Genomic DNA, 24289 nt, shown 5'->3' on the forward strand with positions numbered 1-24289 from the left:
TTCAAGAACAGATCCATTATGGCTTTTACCAGTTATGATTTCCTGCTTTTCTTCCTGATCGTTTTCATTTTATATTGGACGGTCCGTGAACACCGTTGGCAGAATTTAATCCTGCTGGCGGCTAGTTATTATTTTTACGGCTGGGTGCAGGTGTGGTACGCGGTCATGCTGGGGGCATCCACACTGGCGGATTTTTGCCTCTCGCGCGGCATGGATACCCATCCCGGCCGAAAACGGCTGTTCATGGGGTTGAGTCTTTTTCTGAATTTGGGAGTGCTTGCATTCTTCAAATACTACAATTTCTTCAGTGGCGATGTAATTGCACTCCTGAACACGCTCGGCCTCAACACCGATCCCTTGCTGGTGCGGATCCTGCTCCCCGCGGGGCTTTCTTTTTTCACCCTGAAAAAACTTGCATACATGTTGGATGTATCGCGCGGCACACTTAAACCCAGCCATAGGTTCATTGACTTTTCCCTGTATGTATCCTTCTTCCCGCAGATCATTGCCGGACCCATTGACCGTCCGCAAAAATTATTGCCGCAGATCGAATTGCAACGCATTTGGAAGGCGGATTTTTTCTATAAAGCGTGGCCCCTGCTGGTCATGGGCTTCTTCAAAAAACTTGTCATTGCTAACAGCATCCAAGTGATCGTTGACCGTATATTCGGGTTTTCTGGACCATCCGGCTTCTTATTGTTGTGCGGCGCACTTGGCTATACTCTGCAAATCCTTGCAGATTTTTCCGCTTATGTGGATCTCTCACGCGGCGTTTCCCATCTGCTCGGCTTCGATACATCCGAGAATTTTCGCCAGCCCTATCTCTCCCTGACCCCAACCGATTTTTGGAATCGCTGGCACATCACGCTTTCGACGTGGCTGCGGGATTACATCTTTTTCCCGGTGCGGCGCGCCCTGCTCCGCTATAAATTCAATGAAAAACTGGCAATATCCATCCCGCCGCTCGTCACCATGTTCATCAGCGGGCTTTGGCACGGCGCAACTCTTAACTTCATCATCTGGGGATTATATTACGGTGTACTGATCATCATCTATCAACTCATCGGCATTCGCAGCGACTGGAAACCAAACTCCAGTCTGAAATCATTTTTCGCATGGCTCATTATGTTTTCTTTCATCGTTTTCGGCTGGGGGATCTTCCGCGCGCCTTCCATGACGTGGTTCATCAATGTCATTTTCAATTCACCCTTCCTACCAACCCAAAACGAATTCATCCTCAGCCTGATTGCATTGACCATGTCGCTGGCTTATTCGCTTCCACTCGTAATCAAATATTTAATTGACCGATATATGCCCGACGGCTGGACACAAGCTGCCTACCATGCCATTGCGATAACGCTTGTGGTCATCTATATTAACTCGGCTAATTCAGATTTTATCTATTTCCAATTCTAGGATGAACATGCGCCGCTTTCTTAAATTCAGCCTGCTTCTCACCATCATTATGATTGTCACGTCGGTCATTCTCCCGCCCACCTATGGGCTGACATTTCCTCGTCACCCCGGTCCCACTTTGGATAGACAAGTCCGCGACAATCATCTGAAGCATATTGAGGAAAATCAGCCGCAGATCGTACTCCTCGGCGACTCCACCCTCGTTCTCGGCGTGGACGCGGATGCGCTTGCCGAACAGACGGGCAAATCCGTTTACAGCATCGGCATTCCGGGGTCCGCTTCGGCGCTCTGGTATTTACTGCTCAAAAATAACATCGCCAAGGCTAGCTATAAGCCTGAATATGTTTTGGTGGTATTCCGCGACTCCATCTTGACTGCCCCCGGTTACCGCGTGCAGGGAAGTTACTTTGAACTGCTTGATGAATACGCCAGGCGCAACGAACCCGTCCTGATGGAAAAATCATTCGTCAATCTGATGAATCCGCTTGAGATCGCGGCGGAGAAATATTTTCCGCTCTATGTTTCGCGCCCGGACATCCGCAAGGGAATTGACTCAAAGATCCGCTATTTTGCCCCGCCTTTGTTTGGTTGTGATGAGTACTGTACAGATTACGCACTTGGTGAAATCTTCGCAGGTGCAGATATGGAACCCGGGGCGCTTGTCGACGCGGTGGGGGCAGCCGAGTCCCTGCTTTATACACCCGGGCAGCTGAATTTCGAATCCCAAGTCGACAGATCGCTTCTGCCAGACATGATTGAGATTGCGAATGAGAATGATATCAAACTCGTTTTTGTGCGCATCAAGGTCTTGTCAGGAATTAATGATTCACCCCACCTTGACAAGTATCTCGCTGACTTAGGGAATTACCTTAACGAACAAAACTTCCCGCTGCTGGACTTTGGCAATGACCGTCGCTTCACTCCTGAATTTTTCCGCGATTCGATCCACCTGAATGAGAACGGCAGGGAATTATTCACCCAACTGGTTGCGAACGAATTAATGCGCATCAGTGCAGAGAAATAAAAGGTTAAAAGAACCAATGCCCCACCAGCGCGGACGCCAGCGTCATACTGATATTATCAATATCCTTGTAATGCAGTGACTCGACCACTGCACCCACCAATGCAATTCCAGTGATTGGCAGAAGATAATTGGTGAATGCACCCGCGAAGACTCCCCCCGCCAGATAGGTAAAAATCATCGCCGCAGACATCAGCCATCCCCCCAGAAAGACGCTCACCGTCCCCGCAATGGACTTGTCCCTGCTCCACGGCAGTTTCGGCGAAGCGATGCGCCTGCCAAATATATCCGCCACGCCGTCGCCGCCGCACATCATCATCAACGCGATAATGCCGATCGGGGAATCCTTCCAGTAGACCAACGTCAAGGCAACGAACATGATTCCGTAGTATAGCGGACCGCGCAGGATCTCCCTCGGGTCGCCCGTGCGGGACATGGCTTGCACGGACGCTTCATCTTTTATCACTCCCAGTCCGACCAACGCAAACTGGACCGTGATCGCAAATGGAACCAACGCCGCCAGCCACCGTGCGGACAGGTCGTCATTGAACAGGAACCAGCAGGATACGAACAGCGGGCCCGTGCCAATGTGAATGAGCTTGCGGCTGAGTTTGCCATCCAGCCAGCCGCGCTGGGCGATGTGGTTCATCAAACGCAGAAAGGCGAGTGAAGCGGCAAAGGTGACGATAAGTGCGATGATATTGTTCAAGGGAATCTCCTGATTTTTGATTTGCAGATTAGAACCCGCGTTTGAATGAAAAGATATTCCTGAGCTATAATCCGCCATTGCCTTTACCAACCAACGGAGGTTAATTATGCACAAACGAATTATCGTATTCATGCTCGCCCTGAGCATCATTCTCACCGCCTGCGGAGCGTCCACCTCTGGCCGCGCGGCTCCCGCCGTGGAGGGCTACATCACCGCCCTCGCTGCCAAAGACGAAGCGGCACTCATCTCCAACTCCTGCGCCGACTGGGAAGATGACGCCCTGCTCGAACTCGACTCCTTCGCCCTCGTCGAAGTCACCGTGGAAGGCATGGCCTGCGCCGAATCAGGTACGGATGGAGATAAAACTCTCGTGGATTGTCAGGGCACCTTCCAGATGAGCTATGGAGGCGAACCGCAGGTACTCGATCTTTCCGCCCGTACCTACGAAGTCATCAACCAAAGCGGTGACTGGCTCGTGTGCGGCGTTCGCTAAGAATATTAAACACAAAGGACACGAAGTACACAAAGGTTTTAAGGTTTTTCCTTAGTGCCCTTGGTGTCCTTCGTGTTTAAAGAAATGAAGCTCTTCACCCGCGAAAACCTCCTCGCCCTCCTGCTCTGCCTCATCCTCATCGCCCTCGTCATCGTCACCGCAGACAGCAGCCCGACGTGGATCTATCAAGGCTTCTAAATGGCGCTTGAAAACATCCTGATTCTCGCCGCCGCCTCGTTTCTCTGGGCAGCCCTCCTGCGCGACCGCGGGCGGACGTGGTTCATGCTCATCGCCAGCGTGCTCGTCATCTTCTGGCTGCAGCCGACCCTCCCCATCCGCGGATTCGATTTTTGGATTCCCGTCGCAACGCTCGTCATCGCCATTTTCAGTTGGTATATCACTGCGAATGACGAAGCCCGGCGCAAAAGAAAAAACTGGGGCGTCTTCGCTCTCGTCGCAGGCATCGTCCTCCTGCTCAGCCTCACCCGCTACTTCCCCATCGCACAGATTCTCACCGCCTCGCGTCCGCCACCGATCGAAACCTTGCTGGCGGTCATTGCAATCTCAGGCATGGTCTTTTTTGGAACGGCGCACCTGAACCGCTTCAACGTGACCCTGCTCGTCATTGGCATTTTCATCCTGATCGTAGTTTTTCTTGTTCTGAAAATCCCAGCGCTGACGTATTGGCTAAGTTACGGACTCCGCGCGTTGATGAGCCAATCGCTGACGAGTGTCTCCGCCAACGACTTCCACTGGCTTGGATTCTCCTACGTGGCATTTCGCCTCCTCCATACATTGCGCGACCGCCAGATGGGACGACTGCCATCCGTGGACTTGGGTGAATACCTGACCTACGTCATCTTCTTCCCCGCCTTCACCGCCGGACCCATTGACCGCCTTGAGCGCTTCATCAAAGATTTACGAGCCGTTCCTTCACCACAAAGTCACAAAGACGCTATGACTCAAAGCGAAAAATCTTCGCGGCTTCGTGCCTTTGAGTCTTCGTGGTTAAACGAAACAGTCTACCCCGCGGGTCAGCGACTGCTGATAGGCACCTTCAAAAAATTCGTTCTCGCCGACTCTCTCGCCCTCATCGCCCTGAACGAGGCAAACGCAGCCCAAGTGACGTCCACCTTATGGATGTGGGTCATCGTCTACGCCTACGCCTTCCAGATCTACTTCGACTTCAGCGGCTACACCGACATTGCTCTTGGCATCGCGGGACTGCTCGGAATCAAACTGCCCGAGAACTTCGCATCTCCCTACCTCAAACCCAACCTGACCCAATTCTGGAACAACTGGCACATGACTCTCACCCAGTGGTTCCGCGCGTACTTCTTCAATCCCATCACCCGCTGGCTCAGGTCTTGGCAAAAACCGATGTCCATCCCAATGATGATCCTGCTGACCCAAGTCGCCACCATGCTGCTGATCGGTTTCTGGCACGGCATCACATGGAACTTCACCCTCTGGGGCTTGTGGCACGGGCTGGGACTCTTCATCCACAACCGCTGGAACGACGCCACCAAAGCCAAAGCCGCGGCATGGGCAACTACACCCGCTCGAGAGGCGATGCTGAATAGTAGCGGCATCTTGTTAACGTTCCACTTTGTGGCATTGGGCTGGGTTTTCTTTGCGCTTTCATCACCTGCCACGTCATGGCAGGTCATTTTGATATTGTTTGGAGTCAACTAATGTCGTTGCGAGCGCTGGTCGAGTAGACGCCCAGCGGCGTATCCAGACCAAGCGAAGCAACCTCATGACAATTGGGAGATTGCTTCACGAAGACTCGCAATGACATGAAACTCTTATGAACCAAGAAATCAAACCCCTTAACGTCCTTTTCAAGGGACTGCTCTTATTCCTGCTCTTCACCCTCGTCATCGCCGCATGGCAGCCGGGGATTGGACAGCTCTCCCTCTACAACAGCCTCTATCCCGGGCGGGAGCGGCTTCCCTTCGGCGAGAACCCCAAACAATCCTACAACCTCAGCCTCTTCAACCTTGACGCGATGTTCGCCTCACATGTCATCGCTGGTATGTCCAAAGGTGACGATGAATTCCGCGTCATCATCGTGGGAGACTCGTCAGTGTGGGGCACGTTGCTCAAACCCGAAGAAACTTTGGCAGGACAACTCAACCAAGATAACCTCAACGCCTGCGGAAAAAATGTCCGCGTGTATAACCTTGGGTATCCCACCATCTCACTGACCAAAGATGTGATGTTGCTCTCCCATGGAATGGGATACGACCCCGACCTTGTCATCTGGATGACCACGCTCGATGCGTTCCCGTTGGAAAAGCAAACGTCCACGCCGCTGGTGGCTAACAACGAAGAAACGGTTCGGGGACTGGCAACCAACTATGGGTTAAGAGTCGAGGCGGATGATCCCAATCTGGTGAAAAAATCCTTCTGGGGTAAAACCTTCGTCGGCGACCGCCGCTCATGGGCAGATATCCTCCGTCTTCAAATTTATGGGGTGATGTGGGCATCCACAGGCATTGACCAGTTCTACCCCACCAATTACGAACGTGCCCAAACCGATTTTGATGCGGATGAAAGGTATCACGATTTCACCCTGCCTGATTTGAATGAAGACGGTCTTGCGCTGAACGCGTTGGAGACAGGGTTCCGCGTGGCGGACGAGACGCCGATGCTGCTCGTAAATGAGCCCATGTTAATAAGTTCAGGCGCGAACAGCGATATCCGCTATAATTTTTTCTACCCGCGCTGGGCGTATGATGATTACCGCGAGATGATGATCGCGTTGAGTGCGCAAAACGGCTGGACGTATGTGGACTTGTGGAACATCGTCCCAGCCAATGAATTCACCAACAGTGCAATCCACCTCACGCCTGCGGGAGAAAAATTAGTAGCAGAAAATCTCGCGCCCTACATTTTGGAAATGTGTGAATAATCCGCAGGGGCGACCCGCCTTGGTTGGTCGAGTACGTTCACCATCATGGATGGGTCGCCCCCATAGTTGAAAACAGGAGTTTGTATGAAGGTCCGATCTTTTTTTCCATTAATCGTTGTTTTACTGGCCGCCTGCACCAGCACGCCAGTGACATCACAACCTGAAGCGGAATCCACGTCCGCGCCAGTGGAAGCAACTGAAGTTGTAACCATGGTTGTGGAATCGACTTCTGAAGTTCCCAGCGCCATGCCGCGCCCGACCCTCGCACCCGATGAATGGAAATCCCTGCCCATTGTGCCCATGGTCAGCGAATCAATGAAGGAAGTCTACAGACGCGGGTTGGAAATGGGGAATGACCCAAACGCGTTCGCGAAGGTCGGCGACTGTCAGACCAACACAGGCTTTTATCTTGTTGATTTCGACCACGAAGGCTGGTACAGCCTCGGCGAAGACCATGCTCATTTGCAGGATACGATTGATTATTATCAAGGCTCCTTCTCCCGCACCAGTCTTGCCATGCGTGACGGATATAATGTCGCTGCCATCCTCACGCCGTTGCGCGCCGATCCGAAGCAATGTGAAAAGGGTGAGACACCGATTGCGTGTGAATTCCGTATGCACAACCCCAGCATTGCAATCATCAGCCTCGAGACCAACTTCAACGACCGCCCCGCCGATGATTATGGCAGATACATGCGCCAGATTATCGAATATACGCTCGAACAGGGTGTGGTTCCCATCCTCGCCACCAAAGGCGACAACCTCGAAGGCGACCACAGCATCAATGCCGAGATCGCAAAGATCGCTGTGGAATACGATATCCCACTGTGGAATTTCTGGGCCGCGCTTCAACCCCTGCCGAATACTGGCTTCGACACCGAGTTGAATGATGGCTTCCACCTTTCCTTCTCACGCAACTTCTTCGACCAGCCCAGGAACATGCTGAGAGGCTGGCCCTGGCGCAACCTGACCGCCTTGCAGGCATTGGACGCGGTGAGAATTGGGTTGAATCACTAAATAGAAAAAGGAAAAAACATGACCACCGAAATCATCGCCTCCCTCGCTAAATTCATAGCCGAAAAGATCCTCAAACAGCCGGGCAAGGTCATCGCCGCGGATGAGGCCATCATTTCCAGCGGACTGATCGACTCGTTCAGCCTGATGGACCTTGCGCTCTTCATCGAAGACACCTTCAGCGTCCGCATCGAAGACACCGAATTGAATGCGGATACGTTCGATACCCTGGATCAACTTGCTGCGTTGATTACATCGCGTAAATCGTAGGGGCGACTGGCCAGTCGCTCTGCAGAGACATACATGACCACCCTCCCAAAGCTCCTCCAACACTCCTATCAGGACGCCCCTGATAAGACCAGCATCATCCTGCAGCACGCAGGACAACCCGATACGCATCTCACCTATCGCGACCTCATCCGCGGCGCAAATCGCTACGCTCTCAGCTACGCTCGCGAAGGCATCCAACCTGGCGAGGTGGTCATCCTTATTTTGCAGCACGGCGAAGACCTCATCTATTCATTTTGGGGTGCCATCCTGCACGGCGCGATTCCGTCCATCATGCCGTTCCTGACGGAAAAACTCGCACCCGAAAAATACCGCGCCGACCTTGCTTCGCTCATCTCCATCACCAAGCCGGCCACCATTGTCACATATCCTGAATTTGAATCAGAAGTCCGCAGCGCGCTGGTCGAAGGCGATTCGGTTCGTCATGTCATTCTCACAAATCAGACCGAAGCGGAAGCCGAACCCAATTTTGATTCCCTGCAAGGATTCAAATCCTCGCCCGAAGATATCGTCGTGTTGCAGCATTCATCAGGCACAACGGGCTTGCAAAAAGGCGTGGCGCTTTCGCATCGCGCTGTGTTAAATCAACTTGATGCGTATGGCAAGGCCATCAAACTTGATCCGGATAAAGACGTCATCGTTTCGTGGCTGCCGCTCTATCACGACATGGGCTTCATCGCCTGCTTCCTTCTGCCCGTGCTGTTGCGCATCCCGCTCGTGGACATGTCGCCCTTTGACTGGGTGCGCGCGCCCTACCGCCTGCATCAAGCCGTTTCGCAATACAAAGGCACACTCTCCTGGTTGCCGAATTTCGCCTACAACTTTTGTGCCCATAAAATTCGCGAGCGCAATCTCGAAGGAGTGGACCTCTCCTCATGGCGCGCCATCATCAACTGCTCCGAGCCCGTGCATGTCGAAAGCCACGACCTCTTCTTTGAAAAATTCTCGGCATATGGCTTGAAGAAGTCCGTGCTGCAAACGTGCTATGCAATGGCGGAGAACGTCTTTGCTGTCACCCAAAGCCCATTGGATGAAATCCCAACCGTGGATGAGATCGACCGCGAGACCTTCATGACGCAGCGCCTCGCGACTCCGCCTGTAGCGGGTCAGCCCTCCATGAAGATGACCACATCCGGACATCCCCTTCCCAACACCCGCATCCGCGTGGTGGATACAGACTTTAACGAACTGCCTGACCGCTCTGTCGGTGAGATCGCTGTGCAAAGCGACTGCATGTTGACCGAATACTTCAACCGTCCCGACGCGACCGAAGCCGCCATGAAAAACGGCTGGTATCTGACAGGTGATTACGGCTACATCGCAGACGGCGAGCTGTACATTTCCGGGCGCAAGAAAGACTTGATCATCGTTGGCGGCAAGAACGTCTATCCGCAGGATTTGGAAGCGCTCGCCAGCGAAGTGCCCGGCGTGCATGCGGGACGAACCGTTGCATTCGGCATGTACGACGAAGAAGAAGGCACGGAGGAGGTGGTCATCATCGCCGAATCAGAATCAACCGTCCCGTCGGAACAAGAGGCGATCGCGGACGCCATCCGCAAACACGTCACAAAAAGTTCCGCCATCGCCCTGCGCCACGTCAAGGTGGTGGATGACAAGTGGATCATCAAGACCTCCAGCGGCAAGACGGCGCGCTCGGCAAATAAAGAAAAATTTCTGAAGGAACTTGGGAATATGTGAAAATAATCCCAATTAGGAGCAGGGGGTGATTGGATTGACTTCTAAAAAATGCAATAATCTTTTCAACAACTGATGTCTCGGTAGTTACTAAAACTACCGCCTGTAACCAGGAGGATTCGTATGAAGAATCGATCTCGCCGTGGTTGTTTCGTAGTGGGTGGTTTTATTGCACTCTTGATCCTTTTGATGGGGGCAGGATGGTGGTTTTTATACTTAGGCGCTGAAATAGCGGATGCATCTCCACCCGCAACGGTGTTTGTCTTCCTGCTGTCACCCGCCAGCGGCGATGAGGTGGAAGTGGGGGACTATGTGCCTGTAACACTACAAGCGGTTGGATTGAATACACTGCTCAACGCTGAAGTGTTCGTAAATGGAGTATCTCTGGGGGTGGAGAAAAATTCTCTGGAGAATGCATCCTGGGTCTGGCAGCCCCTGTCGGTGGGGATTTACAGCCTGACAGCACGAGTCACTGATATTTATGGTGAGGTTGGGCAGTCGCAGACGGTCATTGTGAATGTGCTGGAGGGGGATGGATTGGTACAAGTTTCCGCATTGGATGGACAGACATTGGAAGAAATAGGCGCGGGTTTTGGCGTCCCGCCGGCGCAGATGGCGGGTGCAAATCCCAATATTGATCCAGAACAGCCGGTGCCGGATGGGGCGTCAGTGCAGGTCCCGATTGGGGATGGAGCAGCAGGCAACGGGTCCGGGCAGGGAGGCGAAGGGGTTTCCATCCCGCTGATCTTCTGGGAGTTTACACCTCTGACGCCAGTGGATAAATCCTATTGTTATACATCCGCCGGAGATGGAAATTGGATAAAGATCCCCAAACAATCCTTCACGTTTTTCAGCGGGTCGCCGTTGAAATATATTCAATATGATTTTATTCCGAAAGGGAGCGAGGGTGTCATCCAGGTGCGGTGCTGGGGCTGGCTGGGCGGGACGCTCAAGTTTTTGGGACAAGGGGAAACGAAATTTGATGTGTTTCAGCCCGCTGATAAATTGGTGATTCTTGGGCAGGGTTTCCAGTTGACCGGCAAGCTGCAGATCCCATTAAGCGGAAATCCACCGGAGACCGGCGGGGGGAACACAAAAACCATTCCGCCGCCGTTTGCGATGCGCGAACCTGCCGACACGGCAGATTGTACAAAACATTATGGCAATGTCCTGGCAGGATTTGTGTGCGATGCACTATTGAATGCCTCCGTAAAGCAATATCGCGTCCTTCAATGGGAGTGGGAGCCGAGAGTCAACTGGCCGGGGTATGACCTTTGGCTCAACGAGATTGACGGGTATCATATCTATGAAATTGACCCGCTTACCAAAACCCCCAAATTTATAGCGGGTGTTAAAAATCCAAAGCAAAAAGTGGTTGCCGTGCCGTTACCCTGGGGGGCACCCTGTTATGGCGTGCAGGCATATATCGATGACCCGGTGCTTGAGCCATCCGAGATTGCAGAATATTGCCCCGGGCAGCCACCCGCGGCACAAAACATCACATTGGACCCGATTAACTGGCTGACATCCGGCGGGGAATGGGTTCAGGATGGGGATTGTGATACGTATGGCACGGGAAATGCTTATTTACTTGCCAACAGTAACTTTGGTTTTGGCAATCAGCCGGGGGAGGTTCTGGTTGGATCATATATTGTGGATGACGATGATAATGACTGCTTCGCGCAGGGGGATTATGACGGCGGGGTGAAGTTTCCGCACCCGGGTTTGATTAATGGCGCGATCATCCAAAAAGCTGTATTGAAGTTTGCAGCCAGTTCCACATATTATTCCGCCAGCGGTGTGGCAACCAATTACAAACTTCTATGTGTGGGCGGCGTGGGTAAAGCCAAACAGGACTGGACCGGTTTGGGAGGTGGGAATCACTTTGTTGGCAAAAATATCCTAAATTCGTATGCCTACTACAGCCCGATTTCATCGTTGAATGGCTGGAACCACTCTCCTGAAGTGGACGTTACGTCTGTGGTGAATTCCTGGATGAAAAATCCGCAGTCCAATCACGGCTTCATTCTACGATACCTCAACGCACCGCACCCGGCGACGGATGGTTCTGGTGTTTGTGAATCGGAGCTGGCGTATGTCCAGTTGGAAATCCATTTCTTTGTTCCCTAGGAGGCAGGACGATGAAAGCAAAAATTAAACCCTTTTTTGTATGGTCGCTTGTCCTCCTGCTCTCGGCGTGCAATTTGTCGGCTGATTTATCCGGAGAGGATGCCGCGCTCGCCCGCGCCTGGTTCGATGCGCCACTGCCCGGCACGGTTTTCGCGCCGCCGAACCCGTGCAATATCGTGGCGCACGGCGCTTCACCGAATGGGATCGTTCTCTTTGAGCTTTCGATCAACGGGTCGAGTACATCCATCCCCAGCCCGGATACGAATAGTTCGCTGGTCACTCTGTCACAGGACTGCGGATTGAGTGAGCCGGGTGACTATCTGCTTGAAATGCGCGTTCAGGACAATGCCGGCAATTGGAGCAACTTTGCCCAGACGAACATTGTCATCTCTGATGACGATGATTTCATTCCGGCATCGGAGATCAGCGAGTCGGAGACATCCACGCCGGCCCCGGAATCAACGGCAACCTCCACGCCCGCATCCACAGCGACGCCTGCCGGAACCGCCTCCGTTTCCATCGAAAGCATATCCACCAACACCGTATACATCGGCGGAACAAGCTGCGGCACGCGCGAAGTCGTTTTCACGGTCCGCGCCAGTCATCCGCAAGGCCTCAAGGTGATCGTGCTTTTCTACCGCTTCCAGGCAGGCAGCACATCAGAATGGCAGAGCGTATCCATGAATTCAGCGGGGGGTGACCTGTATCAACAGACCGTGAATGTCGGCGGACTCTTCGGCAACAGCATACCTTTTGATCAGGGAACCATGCAATATCAAGCCGTGCTCCAGACCGACTCGGGCGACACATCCACACGCACCCCCGTGTTCGGCGACATCGCCGTGCTTGCCTGCGGTTCGGCTCCCGCCTGCTCCAGTTATCTTGACCAGACATCCTGCGAAGCAAATGGATGCAGTTGGAAACTTGCACCGGGCATCGTACCGTTGTTCAGCTGCCAGAACCCATAGAGTATCCATGAAAAAATACCTGCTTGCAGTTTTCGTTCTCATCCTGTCCATGCTCGCCTGCGGACTTCCCACTGGATCGGTTGACGTGCCGACGCCCAATCCTTTAGCGCCCACGTCGAATTTACCGCCATCCGCGCCAACTCCCAAACCTCTGCCCGTCATTGATTCAACTTTCGAAGAAAGCGGCAGGAATTTAATATTCCAAAGCAGTAATGTGAAGGTCGTCTTCGATAAATACTGGGGCGGGGTGATACGCGAGATCTGGCTTGATGGCGAAAACATGGTCAACAACTATGATGGCGGACGATTGCTCGGTGTTTCCTTTTACGATGGCAGTACAACAGAGGGGAGCACCGGTCACCCCAATGACACCGGCTGGAACCCAACGCCATCAGATATGTTCGATAATGTCAACGAGCCGTTGGAATATTCATTTTCCGATAATGAGTTCTATCTCAAAACCCGCTACATTCAATGGTTCCCGCTCGACAAGGGCGGCGGGCGGAACAACCCGGTGGAAACCGATGTGATCGTGGAGACATGGGCAAAATTCCTGGGCGACCCGCGCCTCATCCAACTTACATACCGGTTCACACACGAAGGAGATGACCGTCATCTAATTGCCTCGCAGGAACTTCCTTTTGCTTATGTTCGCAGTCCGTTTTACCGCTTTGTCTCGTACGCGGGGAACGCTCCCTGGACAAACGATGCGGTCTTCGTAGATGAACAATCACCGGTCGCCCCAAACCGGGGAGGCACAAGGGCGACCGAATATTGGGGAGGCTACGTCAACGACCAGGAAGTGGGACTGCTTCTGTATGCCCCGCAGAACTACCCCGCCTTTACCTACAATTATTTTGATAACCTGCCTCCCGTCGAAAATTCCTGTTTTTACCTGCTTCCATTGGCAAGCCTGGAACTCAGCCCTCAACTCAGCAAGGAGGTCAATGTCTTCCTATACATCGGCAACTGGCAGGATGCGCGGGTTCAGTTTGCCGCCCTACATGAACGCTATCAATTCGCCGACATCATGGACGGGCAGGGCTTTATGGATTCCATCCCTGCCGGGGCAACTCTTTCAGGAGTGGTGGATGTGGCTGGCTGGGCGCTGGATGATCGTGGCATCGAAAAAGTTGAAGTTCTTGTGGATGGGAATGTCATTGGAACCGCAAAGTATGGTCATTCAAGACCAGATGTGGCACAAGCCAACCCCACCCTTTCAAAAGGAACCAATTTTGGATATCTATATTCGTTGGACACCCGAAAGTTTTCCAACGGTATTCATACGCTGGAAGTATTGATCACAGATAATTCTGGCAACACCAGCATCGCCGCGCCCGGAGTGATTGAAGTAAGTTTCAACAATTAAGGTTCCTGCGAGGCGAATGGATGCAGTTGGAAACTTGCACCGGGCATCGTGCCGTTGTTCAGCTGCCAGAATCCTTAAATTGAAGAAAGGCTGATTATGAAATATCGAAGCCATCTCACTGTGCTTGTCCTTCTTTCTTCCAAATAAGCCAGCCGGTTCGGTATTTCCGTGACGCTCGCTTGCCGAGTCGAACGTAATTTTCGTAAACGGTTCCGCCTGGCCCACTTTGTATGTGGATGAACCCACCGGCGCGCCCTTTGGTTCGCCCATCCATCTCATTTACCAGGCTGTCACCCGCGTTGGTAATCTTGGCGTACAGCCTGAAACGTGGATGCTCGATCAGACCATTACCGCGGAGCAAGCCATGCGCGCGCTGACCATCGATGCCGCATATGCGGATTTCCAGGAAGATGTGTTGGGAAGCATCACCCCGGCAAACTGGCGGATATGGTGATCCTCTCGGATAATCCACTGAATGAACTGAGCCGCCTCCGCCCTGTCACTCACTCGATGATCTACTGAGATCGTCACTCTCATGCGCCAACGAAAGCGATATTGAGGGGACTACAGTAGCGGTGGTATCATCGCTTCATGACATCCGCAACCGCCCTCGCCCACCCAAACATTGCTTTTATCAAATACTCAGACCGGAAACTCCATAGAACTAACCGCAAGGTTTGTTTTATGGCTAACTTTCCTTAGATGATGTGCTTTTTCAAGACAGCCATAAACAAATTGCATGAGACCCGGCGCGGGGCAGGCTTTACAGCTTGCCCAGTTTTTTTGGTCTAGGCGTCTACCGTGCTGATTGGAAATCTTGGGTTGCCATTTGAAATTCATCTTGTTCAGGAGGCATTTATTCATCAAACGCCAGGGTGATGGCTTGTTCGGGTGTCATTGCGTAGCCCTCCGACCATGCGGAGGCATACACTTCCTCCCCAAGTTGGGTACGCGCCTGGGTAATAGCGGCAGCATAATCCCTCTGATAGCTCAGGGGGAGCGATTCGTTGATCGCTTCGCGCCAGGCGGATGCGGCACCCCAAAGACGCGCTGCCCGCTTCGCATCCCCTATCGCAGCGGCAACCAATGCCAGCGCTTCCATGGAGAACGGTGGTCCGAACTTATTTCCTGAACTCTGATACAGCGACAGGGATTCTTTAAACATTCCTGATGCACGCTTGTAATCAGCGCGCAGACGCGCCACATCCGCCAAACCGCCAAGCGACCAAGCCATCAGGTAGGGATCCCCCAACTCACGGGTGAGGCGCAGACTCTCTTCCCAGCTTGTGGCGGCGCGCTCAATATCTCCCATCCTGAACCACGTATCGCCCAACCAAAGGAGTGCGTAGGCGATCCCCCAACGCTCGCCAGTTGCCCGAAGCAGGCGCAAACTCTCTTCGAGCGACTCGATTGCCTCCTCTTCCTTGCCGCCCCAATGAAGGCTTGCGCCCAGGTCAGCAAGCACCAAGCCTGCGCCTCGGTTGTCTCCTATTTTTCGATATAACTTAACGCTTGATTCTGCAAAGGCTCTGGCTCGAACGTAATCGCCTGTACCTGTTGATAGGATGGAGGATGCGCGCAGCGCCTTCGCTCGCTCCTTTCCCTGGTTGCCGATTCCAGCTGCAAGGATTTTCTCCAGCCATAGGTTCCCTTCGCTTAAATGTCCCTTACCGTGCCAGAACCATGCCAGCGCCCCTGCCAATTTCAGCCCCGCTTCGATTTGATTGCTTTCAAGCGACCATGCCAACGCGACCCGCAAGTTATCATGGTCCAACTCCAATCGAACCTTCCAGTCCTGTTGCGCGGCGCCAAATAAGTGCGGCTCCACCTCCTCCGCGACGCGGAGGTAGTACTCAAGATGACGATCTTGAATCAAGTTCGATTCTCCGGTCTCATTCAGTTTATCTCTGGCATACTGACGAATTGGCTCAAGAAACCGGTAACGTGGTTGATCTTGCTGTTCGACGAGCAGCAGTGATTTGTCCACAAGGCGTGAAAGCGCATCGAGAATCGATTGATTGGTATCCAGAAGCACCACCGATTCGATCGCATCCAATGTAAAACCACCTACAAAGACCGAAAGTTGTCGTAAAAGTTCTCTTTCCGGCTCTGTCAGCAGTTCATAGCTCCAATCCAAAGTCGCGCGTAATGTTTGTTGTCGGGAGGGCGCGATTCGACTACCGCTGGTTAACAATGCGAAACGGTCATCGAGCCGTGCAGCGATTTGCTCTATTGATAACGTCTTGACGCGCGCGGCGATCAGTTCGACGGCTAATGGCAATCCTTCGAGTTGCGAGCAGATGGATACGACGGCCCGGATGTTTTCGGCGTTCAGTGCGAAATCGGAACGAACTGCGCGGGCACGCTCGGCAAACAGCACCAGGGCTGGGAACTCCGAAATGGTTTCCATGTCAACGACAGAGTTCTTATTTGGCAGGTCCAGTACAGGTACCGAATAAAGCCATTCACCAGGGATTTGTAGCGCTTCGCGGCTGGTGGTGAGGATTTTTAAGCGGGAGCAGGCTGAAAGGAGGGAAGAGGCGAGCCGGGCTACATCTTCGATCAGGTGCTCACTGTTATCCAGCACAAGCAGCATTCGTTTGTTTACGATGCCTTTGATGAGACCTTCCTCGGGAGGCAGGTTATTCTTTTCAATGTATCCAAGCGCTTGTGCAATGGCAGAAGGTATCAAGGATGGCTGATCCAGCGGAGCCAGCGCGACAAAGAAAATCCCATCGGGGAAATCAGCCAGTGACTCCCTCGCTGAGGCGATACTCAGGCGCGTTTTCCCGATGCCCGGCGCGCCGATCAAGGTAACCAGGCGGATATCTGGATTGGTCAAATAGTCATGGACGGCCGCAATATCCTTATCCCGCCCAATTAAGGAAGTGAAGGTTGCCGGTAAATTCGAACGGGGATGTTGGGGAATTTCTGGTTTTGAGACGCGCCAGCGGGTTTCTTCGTCCCCCAAGCTGGGAGCAGATCTCCAGTCGCCACGCGCAAACCGTAAAAAGGCTGTTCTTTCAGTCGCGGGAATCTTGAAGATTTCAGCGAGCAGCTCAGCAATTTGTTTTGAGGGACGCCGTTCTTCTTCTTCAAGTTTACGAATGGTTGATACGGAACACCCGACGCGGTCAGCCAGAGCTTCTCGAGTGAGATCGAGCGCCTTTCTGTTGAGCCTGAGCCAGTAGCCAAAAGAATGTTGTTCTTGCATCAATTTCTAAATAAACAGTATCGCTTCAGATTACGAATAAGTCACACTTTTTGTGGCACTTAGTGCCACCAAACCGGAAGGGAGATTTGCTACAGTATGGGCATAGTAGAGACCAACTCGGGTCTCTGAAAACATTATAACTTGTTGAACCAAAAAGGAGATCAAAATGTATGTCAATCGTTTCATCAGCCTGCTCACTGCCATTTTACTGTTAGCTGTCGTTGTTCTGGTGGTCCGGGAAGCTAACGCTACCGCATCCCTCGTGGCCAATGTGGACTCTGCCACTCATTCTTACACCGCGTGGACCAAGGCAGCCGAAGCAGAAGCCAGCACGGTGGACTCTGCCACCCGTTCTTACACCGCGTGGGCCAAGGCAGCCGAAGCGGAACCCAGCACGGCGGATTCGGCTACCCGTTCTTATATTGCGCAAGCCAAAGCGGTGGCCTGCGGTGTGGATGCTACCTACGGCCTTAACCTTGACTCCGCGACCCGGTCTTACATCGCCTGGGGATTAGCAGTACAGACGAAGAATGATATTGGAGCCTTGTGTCACTAACGGCTCACCGTTGTGCTCATCGGGACGTGCTGGCTCCTCCTTTCTTCTCCTCCCGAGCACACGTCGACAACCCTGCACTGGCAATGAACCAGTGCAGGGTTTGAAAAAAACATTTGCTCGAAAGGATTGCCCGAGATCTGACCGCAGGTCTCGAGTCTTGCTGCTTGGTAAGCCTCTAGTGGTATCATCGCTCCATGACCACCGCTATAGCCCAAGCGAATCCAAATATAGCTTTCACTAAGTTGTCACAAGGGAACACAGTATATGGTGACTGCCAGGCTGGTTTTGCCCCAATATAGGGGTCGCCAAGGACAAATTCATGAAACTAATTACGCCTCCTCTGTGCAGGGGCGTAATTTTATTTTAGGATGCCATGAATCCTTAGGGGCAGGGATTCATAGCGGCAAAAATTAGGATTGTTCTTCTGGTACCGCTGCCCTGTCATTAAGGAAGGAGGTGTCCTAAGCAGGGCGGTGATTACATCTTGGTTGATGGGATGTATTCAATTCAGTGGCTTATGCTGTGCCAACCAAACCCGGCTTTCTCTTCTTGCCTCATCCGGAATAAACTTTGAGTCACTCCTGGTTTCGTGCATGAATTCCAATAGTCGTTCGTCATCAATGAATTCCTTAGACACACCCAGGAAATCGCGGTAATCATTTACGTCCAGAGCAAAACTCAGTGATTCTCGCAGCGCCTTCCATTCCATAAATTCACCCCGACTCTTCTCCTCATGCCATATATGAGCAGTCTGTCCGCATGTACCTAGCAAGACAATGAATCCTGTCTCAACTTCCTGGTATCCAAATTGCCCACGAATGATTTCACCTGCTTTGAACTGTTGCAAAATCTGACTTTGATTCCAAAATTTCTGAGCTTGCTCTGCCGCTGATGCTTCTTGATAATAATTGGTGAGAGATGTAAACCGAAAGTACTCAGAATTATCTCCAAGCATTTGGTCAATTTGGAAATGATTGGAGTCAAGGTTTATATCATTCGCGAGCTTACTTGGAGCTGGATAACGATCCGCATATTTATAGGTGTCACCGCAAATGGTCTCGAAGCTTGTGTAGGAAATAGGTTTAACCTCCAGATCGATTAGAACCCTATAAGTAACTCGTTGCGGTTCCATCCGAGCGGCGTCGATCCAATAGGGTCCATTTATCAGTTTCTCCTTTAGGCGGATACGGTTCGCTTTGATCTCTTCATCGCTTAGGATTCGCCCTTCCTTCTTCACATCGGGTTTGTTTGCCAGCTCAACGATTTCCTTTTCCACCCAATCCACTGCATCAACCAACTTCACAAAATAGTGTGAATTCCCCACGTGGCCTTCTCGTTTGACGCAGGTGTTCCAAAAGAGTTTATCATTGGCTAACCAAATCCGCCCTTCGGCTGTCAGATAGCGACAAATCATGCGAGAAGAATCATCACTTTGCCACTCAAAGGATCTGGTTTTGAAATCAAATTCGCTCAGCTCTTTGTTATGGGAGGACTCAATAATGAGGTCCCAGACTTGTCTCATTGCCTCTTGAATGCGTTTTTTCTCCTGCTCCGCCATCTGGGAAATAAGTTGTTTTTTTGACTCCAGAAGCTCGATCAATTCATAGCCGGCTTCGGGTGGTAAATGCATGATTTCTTCGTAAACATCTTCACCCTTGGGCTTTTCAACTTCAGGATCTGGCTCACCCTTCTTTCGTTTCTTGCGGGGTGTTAGGTTTAAATCGAATCGATGAACTAAACGAGTAACAGATACGCCATCGGATTTCCAGGTGTCTTGCGAATTCAATTCATGTAATAATCTCAGCGCTTCAGCGCCTCGTAGAGACTCTAATTTCCTGTCGATGTTATTCCAGATGATCAACCCTTGTTCTTGCCAGATGGAGATACGATGTGATTCAAGCCATTCCGGGCACCCCTCTGGCTTGTTCCCTTTATGGAAGCGCTGATAATCCGGATATTCATTAAATCGGATACCCCAGGTTGCTTCTGTCATATGCATACCTCATACGAAGAATTTGCACGGTGAATCGGCGAAGTAAATAATTTTACCGGTTCCAGGTGAAAAGCAAAGTGAATCCCAAGGACATGGTAAACTGATTCTGTTTCCCCATTACTTAGCAGGTTGCCATGTTGGTTCAATCGACCAGCTTCATTTGTCGCCTAAAACAAGAAAAAAACGCTAAAATAAGCCAAAACATCTGATTTTTTGAATAAAATTCCATATGAAATCTACTTCTGTCACCGCCCAAGCTTGTCCCAATATAGCCTTCGCTATGTTGTCATAATGGAACACCGTATATGGTTACCGCAAGGCTGGTTTTGCCCAATTATGGACGTAGAACTGGACAAAAAAAAGAAAAAAAGAACAGCGCCCCATGTCGGGGCGCTGTTCTTTCAATCAAGGAAAGTCGAATCCGACCAATTCAGGTCAATAACTTGCCACTGGTAATTTCTTCAACCACTTCAGTTCGGTCAGTTCCTTCAAGACAAAGTCTGCGCCATCGGCACGGGAAAGTTGCGTACCCGAACTCTTGCTTACATACCCGACCTGATACTTACCTTTGTGTTCGCCATCCATCAGGCGCGGATACCTCACTACCGTCCAATCCAAATCAGACTCCCGAATCACCTTCACATTTGCAGCAGAATCCAGCACTACATCTTTTGCCAATAGATTGAGCAGAAATCCGATGAAGTGATCAATAAATTTAGGTTGATCTTCGGGTTGCCGTACTCCTGCGCCAGTCGTGGAGACCAGCCGGCGCACACCATGTTTCCTCATCCCGGCTACTATGTTTTTTGCTGAAGTTTCCATCATGTGGGGAACAGGCGGACGAGTCGGACCCAGGGCGCTGATGACTGCATCCTGCCCGGCAATCGCCTTCTCGACAGCTTCAGCATCCATCGAGTCGCCTTTGAATACGGTCAAGTTGGGATGTGTCACCGTGAACTTCTCAGGGGAACGCACAAATGCAGTCACCTGATATCCTCCCTCCAATGCCTGCTTGACCACTTCCAGCCCAACCCCACGCGATGCACCAAATACTATGATCTTCATAAGACTCCTTTGAAATTGTTTCTTATCAATGATGGCTATAAAGCCAACAAGATTTTCAATTGTTTTGCCACCAGGCGCAGCGGGTCGGCAGTATGCGATGTGCGACTCAAGATGACCCCACCTTCGATAGCAGAAACAATGAAGGTCGCCAATTCATCAGCTTTCGTTTTCGAATACCCACATTCGATCAACTTGTCATGAAAGGCGGATTTCAACATTTGATACGCCTCGTGACAGGCTGCATTGATCCGTGGTGAGGTGGTCGCCGTTTCCATCGCCACAGCCGTCAGTGGACTGCCCGCCGCAAAACTGGATCGTTCGACATGTTCCGCAATATTCAGAATGAAGTCAGAAATTGCTTTGGCGGCGTTGGAACTTTCTGTTAATCCCTGGCGAATCCGCTCGGTAGTTTGTTTTCCGGATTGAAGGACCGCCTCTGCCGTAATCTGTTCCTTGCCCTCTGGAAAATAATAGTACAACGAGCCTTTTGGAGAACCGCTTTCCTTGACGATCTCGTTCAAGCCGGTGCCGTGATAGCCCTGTTTTTCCAGCAGGGCACAGGTGGTTTGCAGGATTTGTTCGCGGGCATTGCTCATATTAATCTCCGTCCAAAAAAATGTCTTTTGTCATCTTTCCAAAATGCGACTATTGAATTATTATAACGACTGGTCTATATATGGTCAAGTCAGGAGCAAAAGAATGTCATCCCTTATATTGGTAATTGGTGCGCTTGGAAATGTTGGTACGGAGGTCGTAAGGCAGATACTTGCCAGAGGTGGAAAAGTCCGCGCGGCGGATATGGATGTGAATAGACTCAGGGAGCGATTTGGCGAAGTGGTCGAAGCGGTTCGTTTTGATTTTACCGATCCATCCACTTTTGAAGAGACGTTTACAGGTGTAACGGCAATGTTTTACATGCGTCCACCGCATATCACGAACATCCAGCGGGATATGGTTCCTTCGATGGATGCCGCCAAACGCGCGGGTGTAACCCATGCCGTGTTTCTCTCCCTGATCGGGATCGAGAACACAAAATATGTCCCCCACTACAAGGTGGAGACCTATTTGAAGGCAATCAACATGCAAACAACCTTTTTACGCTGTAGTTTCTTTATGCAGAATCTGAATACCACCCATCGCCGTGAGATCAAGGAAAGAAATGAGATTTTTGTGCCGGTGGGAAAGGCAAAAACCGCCTTTGTCGATGCGCGCGACATCGGGGCGGTGGCGGCGGTGGCTTTGCTGGAGGATGGACATGCCGGCAGGAACTACGACCTGACTGGCAGTGAACGCTTGGATTATTGGGAAGCAGCCAGGATCATGAGCGAGGTATTGGGACGAAGAATCACCTACCGCAACCCGAACCCGCTTTATTTCCTGATCGAGACGATACGCAGGGGTACGCCTTTCATGTTTGCCCTGGTGATGACGGGTTTGTACACATCCACACGTTTCGGAATGGCGGAACCGATCACAGATGAAGTCGAGCGATTAACTGGGATTAGCCCGATCACATTCAGGCAATATGTAACAGATTATGAAGATGCCTGGAAGTAATCTCAGATTACCGAGTCAAATTAATTCAGCATGAACGCTCCTACTTATCCCTTCATGCTATAGGCTAAAACTCTTTCTTTTCAACGCTCACCCGGGTTCCACCTGGCATCTCCACGGTAACATCCCCAGGGTCGTAAGATACAAGTGGTTGAGACCAGCGAAAGATCCATTTTGCATCCTCCGGGCTGGCGTTGACGCATCCTCGTGAGGAGGGTTCACCATAATTGTTGTGCCAATAGGTGGAATGGATTGCCACACCGGAGCCAACGAATAAACTGACCCACCCAACAGCCGGCAGACTCCAGCCTGCTGATGCACTTCCACCGCTTAATGGCAAGGAGATCGCCTTCCGCCAGATCGGGAATTCGCCTACCGGGGTCGCCCATGCATCCACAGGATTGCCCCATGCATCGTACAGTGCGCCACTGGAAATACGCGCGAAATACACCTCATTCTTTCCCTCATAGCACGATAAGGTTTGATAATCAATATTGACCACGATCCTTTTTTCTTCCGCTTCCGGGTTAACGGGAGCGATTTCATCCGCAGTCAGTGGACGAAACGCCTCAGCCGGACCCCAGAACAGGTCGCCGGATCCAAAGCGTTCATTCAACCGATACCAGACTCTTCCATCCGCTTCGGCGCGAATCTGATCCACCCAGACCACCTGACTATAGACGAACCGCGCCGGCAGCCCAATCGATTCGCGGTATTGGAGCCACGGTGCGCGCGATGGCGGATTATCGAGAATCAAGTCTACATAAGGAACGGTGACTTCAACCCACATGCCAGGTCCCAGACTCGTACTTGGCAGAGTGGACACTGGCGAATTTGGCAGGTTGCGCACGGGTTGCAGGTTTCCGCCCCACACATAACCATAGGGAGTCTCGACCCAGCGTTGATTGATCCTGCCGGGCATGGTTCCAACCACTTCCCGAATCCAGGGGATAACCTGATCCTCATACAGAGCGCCCACGATCTGTTCATTCCCATCTGGGCGCGCATATACATCCACCTTGCCAACCGTGATACGCCCCAACAGTTCCGACTGTTGTAATTCTGAAATCCCCTGCCAGGTAAATGGTCGAAAGGCAAGTGCGCCGGCGCCCAATGCGGCGATCTTTAGAAAATCACGGCGAGTGAGTGGATGTCTTGTCATGGACGGAATGATCGTGATGCTGGTCCGGCTGGCTGTTGTGATTGTGCATGTTGCCCATCATGAAAAAATGAGCCAGCGGGCAAAGCAATGCCAGCCCCACATAGACGACTGTATTGACGGGGACTTTCAGGAGCAGGACAGCTGCCAGACCCAGAATGGGAAGCAAGCAGCCAAGCAGCATGATCCAGATATGACGTTTATTCATGTGAACCTTCCTTTACCCTTTCCGCTTTACAGGCGGAAGGGAAACAATGAGATTGCCATTTTTTATTTCAGCAGTGAATTCATCCAGAGGACGCGGCGGCGGACCGCTGACCACATTACCAACCATATCAAAATGACCGTCATGGCAGGGACTGATGTAATGTCCCTGGTCAGGATGCCAGGTAACACGACAGCCAAGGTGGGTGCAAATGTTAGAGAATACCCTTACTTCACTTTCACTCTTACGCAGAACGAACAAGCCATAGTTGGTTGCCGTCCGTTCCCATCCGTTGACCCTGGTGCGGGTAAATTCAAACCGGGTTGGAATGCCAATCGGATATCTTTCAAGCGAGCCAAGATCGATGATTAAATCGTCTTGCGTTTTTTCAAGCGATGGCGAAAGAAGATACAAAATGGAGGGAAGGCCGATCCCAATGCCGATGAGCATTCCGACGAATCCGGCAACCGATTTGATGAAGTCACGACGGCTGATATCTGTTTTGTGCGCCATTTCTTCCTCT

The 24289-nt window shown here is 51.7% G+C and carries 23 protein-coding genes; 15 read left to right on the top strand and 8 right to left on the bottom strand.

The genetic code is table 11. The features are described from left to right. The first annotated feature begins 18 nt into the window (after positions 1–18). A complete protein-coding gene (locus tag QY332_21205) occupies positions 19–1416 on the top strand; it encodes an MBOAT family O-acyltransferase (GenBank protein ID WKZ36131.1) in 1398 nt (465 codons plus the stop codon). Positions 1417–1423: 7 nt separating this feature from the next. Next, on the top strand, positions 1424–2440 hold the full coding sequence (locus QY332_21210; protein ID WKZ36132.1) for a hypothetical protein: 1017 nt from the start codon (positions 1424–1426) through the stop codon (positions 2438–2440). A 4-nt stretch (positions 2441–2444) separates the two neighbouring features. Here QY332_21210 and QY332_21215 read toward each other — a convergent pair whose 3' ends face one another. Continuing rightward, on the bottom strand, positions 2445–3146 hold the full coding sequence (locus QY332_21215) for a phosphatidate cytidylyltransferase (protein ID WKZ36133.1): 702 nt from the start codon (positions 3144–3146) through the stop codon (positions 2445–2447). Positions 3147–3252: 106 nt separating this feature from the next. On the opposite strand from QY332_21215, the gene QY332_21220 reads away from it, so the two are divergent. From QY332_21220 to QY332_21270, 11 genes are all read left to right on the top strand, one after another. Continuing rightward, positions 3253–3639 (top strand): hypothetical protein, encoded by a 387-nt coding sequence (locus QY332_21220; protein WKZ36134.1) that lies wholly within the window; start codon positions 3253–3255, stop codon positions 3637–3639. A 72-nt stretch (positions 3640–3711) separates the two neighbouring features. Continuing rightward, positions 3712–3837, top strand: coding sequence for a hypothetical protein (locus QY332_21225; GenBank protein WKZ36135.1), 126 nt, complete (start codon positions 3712–3714; stop codon positions 3835–3837). Next, positions 3838–5334, top strand: a complete 1497-nt coding sequence (locus QY332_21230) for an MBOAT family O-acyltransferase (GenBank protein WKZ36136.1) — start codon at positions 3838–3840, stop codon at positions 5332–5334. Positions 5335–5449: 115 nt separating this feature from the next. Further along, positions 5450–6556 (top strand): hypothetical protein, encoded by a 1107-nt coding sequence (locus QY332_21235; protein ID WKZ36137.1) that lies wholly within the window; start codon positions 5450–5452, stop codon positions 6554–6556. A gap of 84 nt (positions 6557–6640) precedes the next feature. Next, positions 6641–7573, top strand: a complete 933-nt coding sequence (locus tag QY332_21240; GenBank protein ID WKZ36138.1) for an SGNH/GDSL hydrolase family protein — start codon at positions 6641–6643, stop codon at positions 7571–7573. 18 nt (positions 7574–7591) lie between these two features. Next, on the top strand, positions 7592–7840 hold the full coding sequence (locus tag QY332_21245) for an acyl carrier protein (GenBank protein ID WKZ36139.1): 249 nt from the start codon (positions 7592–7594) through the stop codon (positions 7838–7840). Between the two features lie 33 nt (positions 7841–7873). Then, positions 7874–9556 carry an AMP-binding protein gene (locus QY332_21250; protein WKZ36140.1) on the top strand — a complete coding sequence of 561 codons (1683 nt, stop codon included), beginning with the start codon at positions 7874–7876 and terminating at the stop codon, positions 9554–9556. 120 nt (positions 9557–9676) lie between these two features. Beyond that, positions 9677–11683, top strand: coding sequence for a hypothetical protein (locus tag QY332_21255; GenBank protein ID WKZ36141.1), 2007 nt, complete (start codon positions 9677–9679; stop codon positions 11681–11683). An 11-nt stretch (positions 11684–11694) separates the two neighbouring features. Then, a complete protein-coding gene (locus QY332_21260) occupies positions 11695–12651 on the top strand; it encodes a hypothetical protein (protein ID WKZ36142.1) in 957 nt (318 codons plus the stop codon). Positions 12652–12658: 7 nt separating this feature from the next. Continuing rightward, positions 12659–14020 (top strand): Ig-like domain-containing protein, encoded by a 1362-nt coding sequence (locus QY332_21265; protein ID WKZ36143.1) that lies wholly within the window; start codon positions 12659–12661, stop codon positions 14018–14020. Between the two features lie 232 nt (positions 14021–14252). Next, positions 14253–14474 carry a hypothetical protein gene (locus QY332_21270; GenBank protein WKZ36144.1) on the top strand — a complete coding sequence of 74 codons (222 nt, stop codon included), beginning with the start codon at positions 14253–14255 and terminating at the stop codon, positions 14472–14474. A 402-nt stretch (positions 14475–14876) separates the two neighbouring features. Here QY332_21270 and QY332_21275 read toward each other — a convergent pair whose 3' ends face one another. Further along, on the bottom strand, positions 14877–17234 hold the full coding sequence (locus tag QY332_21275) for a tetratricopeptide repeat protein (protein ID WKZ36145.1): 2358 nt from the start codon (positions 17232–17234) through the stop codon (positions 14877–14879). A 166-nt stretch (positions 17235–17400) separates the two neighbouring features. On the opposite strand from QY332_21275, the gene QY332_21280 reads away from it, so the two are divergent. After that, positions 17401–17790 carry a hypothetical protein gene (locus QY332_21280; protein WKZ36146.1) on the top strand — a complete coding sequence of 130 codons (390 nt, stop codon included), beginning with the start codon at positions 17401–17403 and terminating at the stop codon, positions 17788–17790. A 502-nt stretch (positions 17791–18292) separates the two neighbouring features. On the opposite strand, the gene QY332_21285 is transcribed toward QY332_21280, so the two are convergent. From QY332_21285 to QY332_21295, 3 genes are all read right to left on the bottom strand, one after another. Further along, entirely contained in the window at positions 18293–19783 is a 1491-nt protein-coding gene (locus tag QY332_21285; GenBank protein WKZ36147.1) for a hypothetical protein, read from the bottom strand. A 435-nt stretch (positions 19784–20218) separates the two neighbouring features. Further along, positions 20219–20848, bottom strand: a complete 630-nt coding sequence (locus tag QY332_21290; GenBank protein ID WKZ36148.1) for an SDR family oxidoreductase — start codon at positions 20846–20848, stop codon at positions 20219–20221. Between the two features lie 35 nt (positions 20849–20883). Next, entirely contained in the window at positions 20884–21444 is a 561-nt protein-coding gene (locus QY332_21295) for a TetR/AcrR family transcriptional regulator (GenBank protein ID WKZ36149.1), read from the bottom strand. A gap of 103 nt (positions 21445–21547) precedes the next feature. Here QY332_21295 and QY332_21300 point away from each other — a divergent pair, with 103 nt between their 5' ends. After that, entirely contained in the window at positions 21548–22405 is an 858-nt protein-coding gene (locus QY332_21300; GenBank protein WKZ36150.1) for an NmrA family NAD(P)-binding protein, read from the top strand. 64 nt (positions 22406–22469) lie between these two features. Here the strand turns inward: QY332_21300 and QY332_21305 are convergent, their stop codons facing one another. From QY332_21305 to QY332_21315, 3 genes are read right to left on the bottom strand one after another with little or no spacing between them, the layout of a single operon-like run. After that, the gene (locus tag QY332_21305) at positions 22470–23564 is read right to left on the bottom strand and encodes a L,D-transpeptidase (protein ID WKZ36151.1); all 1095 of its coding nucleotides are present in this window, start codon (positions 23562–23564) and stop codon (positions 22470–22472) included. Further along, positions 23536–23769, bottom strand: coding sequence for a hypothetical protein (locus tag QY332_21310; protein ID WKZ36152.1), 234 nt, complete (start codon positions 23767–23769; stop codon positions 23536–23538). The genes QY332_21305 and QY332_21310 overlap by 29 nt, the downstream gene beginning before the upstream one ends. A 12-nt stretch (positions 23770–23781) precedes the next feature. Next, complete coding sequence (locus QY332_21315; GenBank protein WKZ36153.1) at positions 23782–24279, bottom strand: ubiquinol-cytochrome c reductase iron-sulfur subunit; 498 nt, start codon at positions 24277–24279, stop codon at positions 23782–23784. Positions 24280–24289 lie beyond the last annotated feature (10 nt).

The sequence above is a fragment of the Anaerolineales bacterium genome (assembly GCA_030583885.1).
Classification (GTDB): Bacteria; Chloroflexota; Anaerolineae; order Anaerolineales; family Villigracilaceae; genus Villigracilis.